At 61.9% G+C, this 12925-nt stretch carries 10 protein-coding genes; 9 read left to right on the top strand and 1 reads right to left on the bottom strand.

The genetic code is table 11. The features are described from left to right. Positions 1 to 10: 10 nt before the first annotated feature. Complete coding sequence (locus VGU25_17760) at positions 11 to 574, bottom strand: hypothetical protein (protein ID HEV2579056.1); 564 nt, start codon at positions 572 to 574, stop codon at positions 11 to 13. 297 nt (positions 575 to 871) lie between these two features. Here VGU25_17760 and murC point away from each other — a divergent pair, with 297 nt between their 5' ends. The 9 genes from murC (at position 872) to tsaE (ending at position 12902) form a co-directional block, all read left to right on the top strand. Beyond that, entirely contained in the window at positions 872 to 2245 is a 1374-nt protein-coding gene (murC, locus tag VGU25_17765) for a UDP-N-acetylmuramate--L-alanine ligase (protein HEV2579057.1), read from the top strand. 74 nt (positions 2246 to 2319) lie between these two features. Further along, positions 2320 to 3594: a hypothetical protein gene (locus VGU25_17770; protein HEV2579058.1), complete on the top strand. Its 1275-nt coding sequence runs from the start codon at positions 2320 to 2322 to the stop codon at positions 3592 to 3594. A gap of 329 nt (positions 3595 to 3923) precedes the next feature. Beyond that, positions 3924 to 5198, top strand: coding sequence for an FtsQ-type POTRA domain-containing protein (locus VGU25_17775; GenBank protein HEV2579059.1), 1275 nt, complete (start codon positions 3924 to 3926; stop codon positions 5196 to 5198). Then, entirely contained in the window at positions 5195 to 6421 is a 1227-nt protein-coding gene (gene ftsA / locus VGU25_17780) for a cell division protein FtsA (GenBank protein ID HEV2579060.1), read from the top strand. Before VGU25_17775 ends, ftsA begins: the two co-directional genes overlap by 4 nt. A gap of 84 nt (positions 6422 to 6505) precedes the next feature. After that, a complete protein-coding gene (locus VGU25_17785) occupies positions 6506 to 7255 on the top strand; it encodes a hypothetical protein (GenBank protein HEV2579061.1) in 750 nt (249 codons plus the stop codon). A 389-nt stretch (positions 7256 to 7644) separates the two neighbouring features. After that, a complete protein-coding gene (gene ftsZ / locus VGU25_17790) occupies positions 7645 to 9492 on the top strand; it encodes a cell division protein FtsZ (protein HEV2579062.1) in 1848 nt (615 codons plus the stop codon). 45 nt (positions 9493 to 9537) lie between these two features. Further along, positions 9538 to 10746 (top strand): penicillin-binding transpeptidase domain-containing protein, encoded by a 1209-nt coding sequence (locus VGU25_17795; GenBank protein HEV2579063.1) that lies wholly within the window; start codon positions 9538 to 9540, stop codon positions 10744 to 10746. A gap of 70 nt (positions 10747 to 10816) precedes the next feature. Beyond that, the gene (locus tag VGU25_17800) at positions 10817 to 12457 is read left to right on the top strand and encodes an NAD(P)H-hydrate dehydratase (protein ID HEV2579064.1); all 1641 of its coding nucleotides are present in this window, start codon (positions 10817 to 10819) and stop codon (positions 12455 to 12457) included. Further along, positions 12450 to 12902: a tRNA (adenosine(37)-N6)-threonylcarbamoyltransferase complex ATPase subunit type 1 TsaE gene (gene tsaE / locus VGU25_17805; protein ID HEV2579065.1), complete on the top strand. Its 453-nt coding sequence runs from the start codon at positions 12450 to 12452 to the stop codon at positions 12900 to 12902. Before VGU25_17800 ends, tsaE begins: the two co-directional genes overlap by 8 nt. Positions 12903 to 12925 lie beyond the last annotated feature (23 nt).

Raw genomic sequence — 12925 nt, forward strand, 5'->3', positions numbered from 1 at the left:
GGAGAATAAATCAAGGCTGGGCTAAATTCAGGGAAAATTCGAGCGAATCGGTGTATTCGACGTCATGAAGGATTTCATCTCGCATCGGCGACAGTTCAGGTGGAAGACGCATATACACGCTTGCCATGAAGGGATCATCGCTTGCATTGACGAACCCACCGCGCAGTTGAACCATTCCTTCGATCGGGGTTCTCGCACGCTTGATCCATGAATGGGTGCCAAGTCCCTGCTGGTTTGCAGGTGTAGTGAACTCGACTAGTTCAGGGGATACGTGATGAAGGAGGTCCTTCGGATACGGTCCACGAGGAAAGTCCTTTGTCGGTTCTATCTGTTCGGCGATCACAGCGCGAGCGAAGCCCATGTGCTTTGGAAACACGCGCGCGATTGTTCTCGCGATTTCAAATCTTCCAGAGGTGTTGCCATCGCTGATTGTGAGTTGTATGCCAATATTGAGGCCGGGCCATCTCGTTTTGCCGAAGAAATCCGTGGTGCTGATCGGCTCGGGGCTAATGAACAGGCTCTCGCCGTTAGATCCGTAAGTGCCGAAGCAATGCCAACCGCGGGGAGCGAGCATGCCGGGACCTTCTGCCGCGGCGTACCAAGCAAGATATTTCGCCTGCTCGGGGAGCAGATTCGTGGGATGCCACTGATCCTTTGGACCAGATCTCGGACCCATCTGTCCATTGGAGGAACAACCTACAGCCGGCACAACGAAGCCTATCGATGTGCCGGCCGAAGAGCTCTGCGTAACGAGAGCAGAGCCGAGCAGAATCAGTGAAAAATACCGTGCGCAAACCATCAGCGAGAGCATAGCGGAATTCGTGCAGAATGGACGTGGGGTTTTGTCGAGATGAGCTTGCCGCAACATGCAATGTTTGCGCCGTCGCAGAGGGTGCACTTTATCGGGATTGGGGGGATTGGGATGAGTGGGATCGCGGAGATCCTGCTGACGATGGGGTATGCAGTTTCGGGGTCGGATTTGAAAGCCAGTGCCGTGACGGAGCGTCTGCAGAAAATGGGGGCGACGATCTACGTGGGGCATGCGGCGGAGAACGCCCGCGCGTGCGATGTGGTGGTGACGAGCTCTGCTGTGGCGAAGGACAACCCGGAGGTACTGGAGGCACGGGCGCGGAAGACGCCGGTGATTCCGCGGGCGGAGATGCTGGCGGAGTTGATGCGGCTGAAGTACGGGATCGCTGTGGCGGGGATGCACGGGAAGACGACGACGACGAGCATGATTGCGTCGGTGCTGGCGGGCGGAGGACTGGACCCGACGGTGGTGGTGGGCGGGCGCGTTGATGCGATGGGGTCGAATGCGCGGCTGGGGCGTTCGCAGTATTTGGTGGCAGAGGCGGATGAGAGTGATCGGAGCTTTTTGAAGCTGAGTCCGGTGCTGGCGGTGGTGACGAATCTGGATCGCGAGCACATGGATGCCTATCGCGATATGGAGGATGTGGAGGCGGCGTTTGTGGAGTTTATCGACAAGCTGCCATTTTATGGAGCGGTGACGGCGTGCACGGATGATGCGCGGCTGAAGGGGATTCTGCCGCGGGTGACGCGAAAGGTTTACACGTATGGCGTAAGTGACCGAGTTGATTTTGGGTTGCGCGTGCGTGAGGCGCAGCCGGGATGTCATGCGACGTTTGAGGTGAGTGCGCAGGGGTTGTTGCTGGGTCCTTTTGATTTGAATGTGCCGGGAAGGCACAACCTGCTGAACGCGACGGCGGCGGTGGCGATCGGGGTGCAGTTGGGGATTGCGCCGGAGCAGATTGCGGAGTCGCTGCGTGGGTTCAGGGGCGTGGATCGCAGATTTCAGATCAAGGGCAAGGTGCGCGGAGTGACGGTGGTGGATGATTATGGGCATCATCCGACGGAGATTAAGGCGACGCTGCAGGCGGCGAGGGAGTGTGGATACAACCGCGTGCTGGTTCTGTTTCAGCCGCACCGGTATACGCGGACGCGGGACTTGATGGACGAGTTTGCGGGTGCGTTTGGAGATGCGGACACCGTGGAGGTGCTGGATATCTATGCGGCGAGCGAGCAACCGATTCCGGGGGTGACGGGCGAGGCGTTGGCCAAGGCAATTCGCGGGGCGACAGTGGAGTATGCGGCGAGTGTGGATGAGGCGGTGGAGCGGTTGGCGGCCCAGGCAGACGAAGGCGATTTGATTATGACGCTGGGGGCGGGAAGTGTGTCGCAGGCCGGGTCGGTGGTCCTGAAGAGGCTGGAAGCCGCCGACAGTTAGTAGTTAGTAGTTGGTGGAGTGGTGCTAGACTCTTGCCGCAACTAAAAAGCAGTGGATTGCAGGAGCGTATTTTTATGCGCTGGAGTGTGGTGTTTCTGCTTTCGTTGGGTGTGGGGGCGATGGCGCAGCAGGCGGCGCCGCAGCATCAGGCGAACTTTGACGCGGAGCGGCAGCAGGCGAACCAACTGTATCTCGCGGGGAAAACGCTGGATGCTCTCCCGCTCTATGAGGATCTCTGCAGGCAGGACCAGACCGTCGCCGTGTTTGCGGAGAGGCACGGAACCGGGCTGTTGGCGAAGGCGGACGTCACTGCTGACCCGAAGGCAAAGGCTGCATTGACGGATGCCGGGATGTCGGAGATTCGCCGGGCACAGTCGCTGGGAGATAACAGCCCGTATGTTGTCTCGATTTTGAATGCGGCTTCGAAGACGCCGGCGGCGGCGGCGGCGAATGCGCCGCTGGGCATTCCCCCACTGACGGTGGGTTATACGCATGTGCCTTCGGCGAAGGCTCAGGCGTTGTATGGGCAGGCGCAGCAGGTGTTTGACCAGCAGAATTATGCAGCCGCGGCTCCCCTGTACGTGAAGGCGAGCCAGGCAGACCCGCAATGGTATATGCCGGCGTTGAATGCGGGCGATACGTACTTTCACCTGAAGGACTTTAAGAATGCGAATCTGTGGTTCGCGAAGGCGGTCACGATCGACCCGGACCGCGAAACAGCCTACCGCTACTGGGGCGACGAGCTGTTTGCGGCGGGCGACAGGATGGGAGCGAAGGCGAAGTATGTCGACGCGGTGATCGCAGAGCCGTTCACGGGAGCGACGTGGTCCAAGTTGCAGGAGTGGGCGCGCGTGACGCGGACGTCGTTTGTGATTCCGCGGGTGAACCGGCCGGAGTTTACGACGCCTGATGGAAAGCTGAAGGTTGACACGGCGCTCGAGAAAGAGACGGGTGATGGACGGTCATCGTGGCTGGTATACGAGCGCGTGAGAGTCTCGCATGGCGCGCCGGCGGCGGGCCAGTTAGTGATGGCAGGAGCGTCGGGCGTGAACGGGCAATTCACGCCGAAGGGATATGTGCACACGCTGGATGAGGAGATGGCTGCGCTGAACGCGATGCTGGCGGATGTGCAGAAGAACATGGCGGCCGGCACGGTGACCGAAGACAAGCTGGATCCGGGGATCAGGGCGATGCTGATCCTGCAGAAACATGGATTCCTGGAACCGTTCGTGATGTTGAACTTCCATGATGCAGGTCTCAGGCATGAGTACCCGGCCTATCGCGCGGCAAACAGGGGGCTGTTGGTGGCGTATTTGAACGGCGCAGTGGCGCTGGGCGCAGCTCGGTAGAGACGGCGCGGAGGGGCGCCAAACCGCCGGTGCGCCCAATCCTGCCGGATTTTTCGCTTTACGAAAAATTAGACCTCTTCGTTTCACGCCTCTGACCCGAGGGTTGCAGTTCCTGCGGGGATACCCGGGGCGAAGGACGCGTTTTCCAAGCGGGTTAGCCCGTTATAGTTGGGAAGGCGATTTGTCCGCGGCCTTGAGCAGTTTCCTGATGTTTGGCGTTGGCCGAGAGAAGAGAGGGCCGTTTTCCTTGAGAGAAAACGGCGTCAGCATCTTCGCTCCGCCGATATCTTCAGGAAAACTGCTCGAGCTCGGGCCGGCCGGAGATGAAGATGGGTTCAAAGCGCGGAGCTGGGGTGCTGGATGCGCCCGAGGAAGAATCCACCTACGAGGTGGAAACGCCGCGTCGTCGGGCTGCGCGGGTTGCGCGAAAGTCAAGTTACGCGCCACAAGAGGGTCCGGCTCCGGACGATTACGCAGACGAGTATGACGAGCCGGCGTTCAAACGGCAGGGCGGCCTTAAGCTAAAGGTCCGGAGGGGGTTGCCCAAGAGCTGGATCGGCCGCGGGCTGTTTGCGGTCGGGTTACTGATGGTCCTCGGCGTGTTTTTCGCGACGTTCGCGGCGGCTCGGAGTGCCCTGTTGCACGACAGCCATTTCGTGATGACGACCTCAGAGGATGTTCAGATTGTCGGCAATCACAATGTGACCCGGGAGATGGTCCTGAGCGTCTTCGGCGCGGACCTCGAACGGAACATCTTCCGCGTGCCGCTGGATGAGCGACGGGCCGACCTGGAGCGGCTGCCGTGGGTAGCGCACGCCACAGTGATGCGCCTGCTGCCGAACCGCATTCGGATTGCCGTGACCGAAAGGACGCCAGTGGCGTTCGTGCGGCACGGGAGCCAGATTGGGCTTGTGGACGCAGGTGGCGTGCTGCTGGATATGCCTCAGGATGCGGCGGGTGATCCGCACTATTCGTTCCCGGTGCTCACCGGACTCTCGGTGAACGATCCGCTGTCGACGCGGGCGGCGCGCATGGCGATCTTTCAGCGCTTCATGCAGGAGCTGGACAGCGCCGGGCAGAAGAACTCGAGCACCATCAGCGAGGTGGATGTCTCGAACCCTGAGGACGTGAAGGCCGTCGTTTCCGGCGGCGGAAGCGACATCCTGGTGCACTTCGGGGATGAGCAGTTTCTCCATCGTTATCAGGAGTTTGAGCAGCATCTGCCGGAATGGAAGCAGCAGTATCCGAAGCTGGCCGCGGCGGACATGCGTTATGAGCGCCAGGTGGTGCTGGAGATGCAGCCGGGAACGGGGGTTCCGCTGGTTGGAGACTCCGGGGCGTCGGATGCGGCGGCCGAAAGTGCGAGTGCCGCGCCGGCGGCGCCGGTCGTTTCAGCTCCCAAAACCCACGTCAATTCCCCGAAAGCAGCAGTGAAACCAGTATCGAAACAGGTTTCTCATACCTCTACCGCAGCGGCGAAGGCGAAGGCTACAACTTCCGCTGGAAAAACGAAGACGGGCAATGGCAAGATATTTGCTGATCTAGCTGCGGCGCGGCGGGCCAAAGTGGCTCGTGGGAAACCGGCTGCAGCGGGGGCCCAATGAATCCGAAGAACGAAAGCATCATCACGGTACTGGACGCCGGCAGCTCAAAGAGCTGCGTGATGGTTGCTGAGTTGGCGGATGGTGTGCTCCGTTATCGTGGGCATGGGATTGAGCCCTCGCGTGGGATGCGGAAGGGCGTGATCTCGGACCTGGGACCGGCGGCGGCGGCGATCAATGACGCCGCGCTGACAGCGGAGCGAGCGACGAAAGCGCCGATTGAGACGGCTGTGGTGGGCGTGGGCGGCCCGCATATCCGCGGGATGAATTCGCAGGGCGGCATCACGATGGGCTCGCGGATGAAGGAGATTACGCGAGAGGATGTGCGCTCCGCGATCGACCGCGCAAGGTCGATTGGCCTCGCTCCCGATCGCGAGGTGCTGCACCTGCTGCCGCAGCAGTTCATCCTCGACGATCAGGCGGGGATCCACGACCCGGTAGGGATGGTCGGCAACCGGCTGGAGGTCTGCCTGCACATGTCGACGTGCTCGGGTAGCGCCGCGCAAAGCGTGATTACGTGCGCGAACCGGGCAGGGCTCGAGGTCGTGGACACGGTGTTTGAGGGGTTGGCCTCGGCCGAGGCCGTACTGAGCGCGGATGAGCGCGAGCTTGGTGTGTGCCTGGCGGACATTGGCGCGAGCTCGACGGAGCTGGTGGTGTTCTTTGAGGGCTCGGTGGCGCACACGGCGGTGCTGCCGATCGGCGGCGATCACTTCACGAACGATCTGGCCGTGGGTCTCCACGTGAGCGTAGAAGAGGCCGAGCACCTGAAGCGGACCCTCGGTAACTGCGTGGTGACGGCTGTGCCGCAGTTGAACGAGATTGAAATTGGCGGTGACCTGGCGACCGGCGGTGCGGCGGCGCGTGTGGTTCGGCAGCGGTTTCTCGCGGAGATTCTGGAGCCGCGGGGGCGCGAGCTGCTGATGATGATGCGCGACAACCTGCGCGCAGGCGGCGTGTTGGAGGCGATGGGCGCGGGCTGCGTCTTCACCGGAGGCGGAGCGCACATGGTCGGGTTGCTCGATCACGCAGAGAGCCTACTGCGCGTCCCGGCGCGGATTGGCTACCCGGTGCCGCTAAGCAGGATGCCGGCGGAGCTGGCGCGGCCGGAGTTTTCGACGGCGATCGGGATGCTGCTCTACACGCATCGCACGCAGGTGAGGAAGGCGAGCGAGGAGCAGGGGCTGCGGCAGAAGCTGAAATCGATCTTTGCCGGGAGTTTCTAAAGGCAACTGCGAACCCACATCTCAGAACCGAGATGTGCGGCACCCGCAGTGGCTTCCTGCAATTTGGCAGGTAGAATAAAGCTCATGTTTCGTTGCAGGACTGCCTTTGGCATTGCCCTCGTTCTTTTTCTGCTCAGCTCTGTTGCAACCCACGCCCAGGTTGGCGTTTACGCCACGGCGAATGGTGCCTGGTTCGGAGGGGTGACCTGCCCGTCGTTTGCCAGCCCGTGCGCGGAAACGGATGGCAAGGTAAAGCCTTTCGGCAGCAACTTCGGGGCCTACTATGATTTCCGCACATTTGGTCCCATGCGCTTCGGTGTGGATGCGCGCGGAGCGGTCCAGAGCTCGAACAAGCGGGCCGACAGCTCGGCGGGCGGGCCCGGTATCGTGAAAAACTACGAGGCGCTTGGCGGGGTGCGTGCGTCCTTTCATACGCCCGTGCACTGGATTCGTCCTTATGTCGAGATTGCCGGGGGATACGCCCGCAATAACGCCAGCGGGCTCTACACGAACACGGTCACGATCAATAACAATGTGACGCCAGCCCTTACGCAGAGTGTTCTCACTTATAACGCAGCTACCTACACCGGATACACGCTCTTCAAGGGATTTGTGGGCGTGGACGTTCCTCTGCTGCCATACCTGAGCATCCGCGCGATTGAACTTGGTGAGGGCGAGGCCTTTGGATCGACTCCGACCTTGCAGACGACGACTCTCACCACTTCGGGATCAGCAACGACGTCCAGCACGGTGATCACTTCACGCAGCCCGGATACCCATGGGATTCAGTCGATCGGTGCCGGCATCGTGTTTACCTTCCCCCTCGGGAAGTAGGCGGCGTCGTTCCGGCGCGATCTGCGGGGAAACTACGACTTTCGTCCGGTGAGTGCCGTCCGCCTGGGTGTTGACGTTCACGGCAGGGTCTTGAAGTCTAGAAAAAATGCGGGGACCTACTCTCGAAGCCTGGATCAGATGCCACCCGTGCGCCCCCCGCGCGCGATGGAGTCTGGAATGGATGCGGCTTTCGAACCGGTCACGCACAGCATCCAAAGTATTGGGATTGGCGTTGTGTTCTACACGTCGCGCGCCAGCCGGTAAAAGAGGCAGCGAGCCGGCAGGTACGAATCCAGCAAGATACGAGGTAACGCGCTTTGTTCGGGCGTTTTCCTTTCACTCATGCAGAATCACAACAGGCGACCCCCATCGCCTGAGGAGGCCCGCGTATGTCCAATCAGCCTGAGGATGCAATTCGCATCCACTACCACGATGAAGCGCAGCGCAACGCGCGCATCAAGGTGATCGGCGTGGGCGGCGGCGGCGGCAACGCCGTAAACCGAATGATTGCAGCAAACGTGGAGGGCGTGGAGTTTATCGCGGCCAACACGGACGTGCAGGCCCTGGAGAGTTCACAGGCTCCCGTGAAGCTGCAGCTCGGCGTGAAGCTGACGAGCGGCCTGGGAGCGGGCGCGAATCCGGACATCGGCCGACGGGCGGCGCTCGAGGATTCGGACAAGATTATTGAGGCGCTCGAAGGCGCGGACATGGTGTTTGTGACCGCGGGCCTGGGCGGCGGAACAGGGACGGGCGCGGCGCCGGTGATTGCCTCGCTGGCGAGCGAGATGGGCGCGCTGACCGTGGCGGTCGTGACGCAGCCGTTCAGCTTCGAGGGCAAGCGGCGCATGAAGCAGGCCGAGCGCGGCATGCAGGAGCTGCTGGAATCCGTCGACACGCTGATCGTGATCCCGAATGAGAAGCTGTTGGCCGTGGCGCGTGACGCAGGCTTTTTCGAGAGCTTCCGCATTGCCGACGATGTGCTGCGGCAGGGAGTTCAGGGGATCTCGGACATCATCACCATCCCCGGCGTCATCAACCGCGACTTCGCGGATGTTCGCACCACGATGGCCGGAATGGGCTACTCGGTGATGGGGACCGCAGTGCGGAGCGGGCCGGAGCGCGCGAAGGAAGCGGCTGCGGCTGCGATGGCGAGCCCGCTGCTGGAGTCCGGCGCGATCGATGGAGCCAAGGGCATTCTGATCAACATTACGGGCTCGAGCAACCTGAAGCTGAATGAGGTGTTTGAAGCATCGACGATCATCCAGAACGCCGCGCACGAGGACGCAAACATCATCTTCGGCGCCGTGCAGGATGAGTCGATGGGCGACGAAGTGAAGATTACGGTCATTGCGACGGGGTTCAAGGAGGACATGCCGCAGCGGCGCGAGCGCATGCTGCAGGGCGCTGCCTTGCCGGCATCGCGTGTCGAGCCAATGGCCCCCCCGGCGCCGCCGCGCATTGCTCAACGCCCCCAAGTTACGCCGGCCCCGTTTGCGAGCGAGATTTATGCGTCGGCCGCGGAGCAGGAGCGCCCGGTCGAAGTGCAGGAAAAGGCTGCGCGGAAGAAGGGTCGTGAAGAGAAGCGCGAGTCTGTGATGTCAGTGGTGCCGCCGCCCGAGCCGGTTGCGGTTCAGCCGCCACCACCACCTCCTCCAACGCCAGCGCCGGCTGCGCGCGCCGAGGAGCGACCGCGTACGACTTCGCGTGCGGAAGAGCCACTGCGGATAACGCCGCACGATGACGAGCCCTTGCGCATTACGCCACGCTCGGAAGAGCCGTTGCGGATCACTCCGCCGGTTGAGCCGCTGCCGGAGCCGGCCCGGTTGAAATCCAGAGAGCCGCTGCGCATTACGCCGCCGCGCGAGCCGGAGCCGGAGCGTGTGCATGGAGCGTATGTGCCCACGGCGTCCGCCGAGCCGAAGCCGGAATTAGTTCCGGTACCTGCGTCGGTCTTCGATGACGACTTCTTCCGCAAGTCGAATGACGAGCTCAGGCCTTCGCCGGAGCCACGGTCGTGGGAAACGCCGCGCGAGACCCCTCGCGACACGCGAGAGTCGTTCGAAAGCAGGGAAGCCGACAATTCGCAGGCGATGGAGACCGTTGCGGCGCAGCAGAAGACCGAGACGCACTGGCCGGAAGCGCGGATTCCCAGCTTTGCCGGGTATGCTGGAGGAAGCTCCTCGTCATCTGATGAAGATGAGCTTGATATCCCAGCATTCCTGCGGCGGAGCCGGTAGGTAACAGTTTTATTAGTCAAGAAGCACGGGAGCGGGCGAGAGTTCATGAATCGGAGAGTCACAGGGCTAGCTCTTAGTCTGTTGGCGGGCGCAGGAGTCGCGCTCGCATCGACGCAGCATCGCGTCGTTCACCACACTTCGAGAACACATGCAGCGGTTCGGGCAGTAGTGCATACGCGCGCCGCCCGTACAGTGGTGCAGCGTGTCGTGATCCACGGGCATGTCCACTATTACCGCCGGACACTGGTGTATCGCCCCACAGAGCGGTTCACGACGAGTAGCTTCGCCGACGACCTGACAATGGGCGATGTGACCGGCGGTGAGGACCCAACGGTACGCGCCGCGGCCGTCGAGGCGCTGGGGAATATGAACGGCACGGTGCTGGCCATCGATCCCTCGAATGGCCGCATCCTTGCGATGGTGAACCAGAGATTGGCTCTGAGTGCAGGCGCGGAGCCGTGTTCGACAATCAAGGTCGCGGTCGCACTGGCAGCACTGAAGGAAGGGCTGGTCAAGGCGGACACACCAGTGAACCTGGGCGGCCATTATTCGTTAGACCTGACGCATGCGCTCGCGAAGTCAGTGAACCTGTACTTCGAGGTGCTGGGCCGCGCGATGGGATTTGAGCGCGTGAAGCACTATGCGAATGAATTCGGGCTCGGCGAGCTGGCCGGGTACGACATTCCCGGCGAGCAGCTGGGTGTGTATCCGGATGTGGAGCTGCCGCAGTCGGAAGGCGGCGTGGGCAGAATGTGCTCGTTCGGCGAAAGCATCTCGATGACACCGCTGCAGCTCGGCGCGTTAGTCTCTGCGATTGCGAACGGCGGCACGCTCTACTACCTCCAGCACCCCACCACGCCCGACGAGGTTGCAGCGTTTGAGCCAAAAGTGAAACGCGAGCTCGACATCCAGAACGTTATTCCGGAGATCCTGCCGGGCATGCGCGGGGCGGTGGACTTCTCGAACGGAACGGCCCGGTCACTCCGTCAGAATTTTGAGCAGTTCCCCGTCTTCGGCAAGACGGGCACATGCTCGAACAACGGTACGCGGTACGGATGGTTTGTCTCGTACGGTCAGGCGCCAACCGGGCCCATCGTGACAGTGATCTTCCTGGAGGGCGGACGGCCCACGTTCGGTCCAAAGGCCGCGGAGCTGACGGGCGAGTTCTACCGTGCGATGTACGAGCGGAATTACTTCGCGCCAAAGCCGGTCGAGCCTGCGCAGTCTGCGATGACGACCGCGACAGGGAACTAGCCTGACGGTCAAATCTGAGAGGAAACTGCTTCGTTCCGTTATTGCCTGCATCTGAGGGACAATGACGAGGATGGAGATTTTAACCGCAGCGCAGATGGGTGCTGTCGATCGCGACTCCAACGATCGCGGTGTACCGGTGCGCGTCCTGATGGAAAACGCGGGCGAGGCAGTAGCGCGGTTTTGCCACCACTATTACCCCGGCTTAGCGGTTGTCGCGCTTTGTGGCAGAGGCAACAACGGTGGTGACGGCGCTGTAGCAGCGCGAATTCTGGCGGAGATACAGACTCCGGTCCGACTGGTCCTGCTTGGCTCGATCGAGGAGACGCGAGGCGAAGCGGCAGCCGCATTGGCCAGCGCGAAGGAAACTCCCGGGCTTGAGTTCGTTGAAGCGAAGGACGAGGCTGCACTACGGACCGCCTTAAGGGATGCGAAGCTGATTCTGGATGCGATTGTGGGAACGGGTTTCAAGCCTCCTCTGCGTGGTTTGGCGGCAACCGCACGCGACTTGATCGCACCATTGAGCGCACCCGTGGTCGCGGTCGATCTGCCGAGCGGGTGGGACGCCGATTCGACCAAAGAGACGTCAGCAGATGAGAGCGCAAAAGCGCAGGCTTTTCGCGCAGACGCAGTCGTGACCTTCGTAGCGCCCAAGATGGCGCATGTGTTTGGACACCTCACTCCGGGCAAGACCTTCGGGCCAGTAATCGTCGCGCCGATTGGCACACCGTTGGAATCGATGCCCGCGCATACGGAACTCTGTTGGGCGGGGACATCGAAGCGGATCGTCGAGCGCCCGCGCGACGTGAATGGTAACAAGGGGCGTTTTGGGCACGTGCTCATCATTGGCGGAAGCCCTGGCAAGGCGGGTGCGCCGTCGATGGCAAGCCTGGCCGCGATGCGCACAGGCGCTGGGCTCACGACCGCTGCCGTGCCGCGCTCGATTCTGCCGACCGTCGCGCAGGTAGCGCCGGAGCTGATGTGCACGCCGTTGGAAGAGAAGGATGGGCTGACGCTTGACCAACTTGAGGAAGAGTCGTTGCAGAAGCTGCTGAAGGGGATGACTGTTGTGGGCATCGGGCCTGGGCTCGGACAGGACGGAACGACTCCGGACTTCGTGCGTGCGTTGGTGCAAAAGATCGCGCTTCCGATGGTGCTCGATGCGGATGCGCTGAATGCACTCGCGGACAGGACAGAGCTGCTGAAGCGCTCGACATCTCCCGATGAACGCGGCCAGCGGCGAACTATCGTGCTGACGCCGCATCCGGGCGAGATGGCGCGGCTTATCGGCTCGAGCGTGAAGGACGTCGAAGCGGACCGCATCGGTCTGGCGCGGCGCTTCGCGACAGAGAACGGTGTCACGCTGGTGCTGAAAGGATGGCGCACGCTGATCGCGCATCCGGACGGCCGGGTTGCTGTGAACACCACAGGAAATCCAGCAATGTCGAAGGGTGGAAGCGGCGATATTCTCACTGGAATTGTCGCGGCGATGATCGCCCAATATCCGGAGCATGTGCCCGAGGCAGTGGAGGCCGCAGTCTTCTTGCATGGGCTCGCTGCAGATTACGCGACGCTCGCGCAGGATGAGCACACGGTGCTCGCGACGGACACCATAAATCATCTTTGGCAGGCGTTTCGCGCGCGTGTGGAAGACGCGGATGGATCGACGTGGATCACAGGGCTTGCTGGACGCGAGGACCGTCACCATGCCTGAGTTCACGCGCGAGAAGCGCCTCCGAACTCGCAGCGTAAATGGCACAATCGCGTTGGGCGAGTTGATGACGGAACTGCTTCGGCCGCCCAAGCTGGTGCTGCTGCACGGCGATCTCGGCGCAGGCAAGACAACGCTCGTGAAGGGAATCGTATCGTCGCTCGGCGCGGCGGAAGCGGACGACGTTGCCAGTCCCACGTTCACCCTGGTGCACGAGTACAACGGTCGCAACCTGACGGTCTATCACCTGGACCTGTATCGCCTCGAGAACGATTTTCAGCTCGAGGCGCTCGGAATCTCGGAGATGCTGGAGCGCCAGGATGCGCTGGTGCTGGCCGAGTGGGGCGAGCGCTTTCCGTCGCTGGTGGCGCGCGCCGATGCGGAAGTGACGATCGAAATCGGTGAGAACGAAACAGAGCGCCTGCTGAGAGTTCGCTGGCGCGAGTGATTACTTGCTCCTAAAACACGCCG

This window comes from Acidobacteriaceae bacterium, assembly GCA_035944135.1.
In the GTDB taxonomy this organism is placed as follows: domain Bacteria; phylum Acidobacteriota; class Terriglobia; order Terriglobales; family Acidobacteriaceae; genus Granulicella.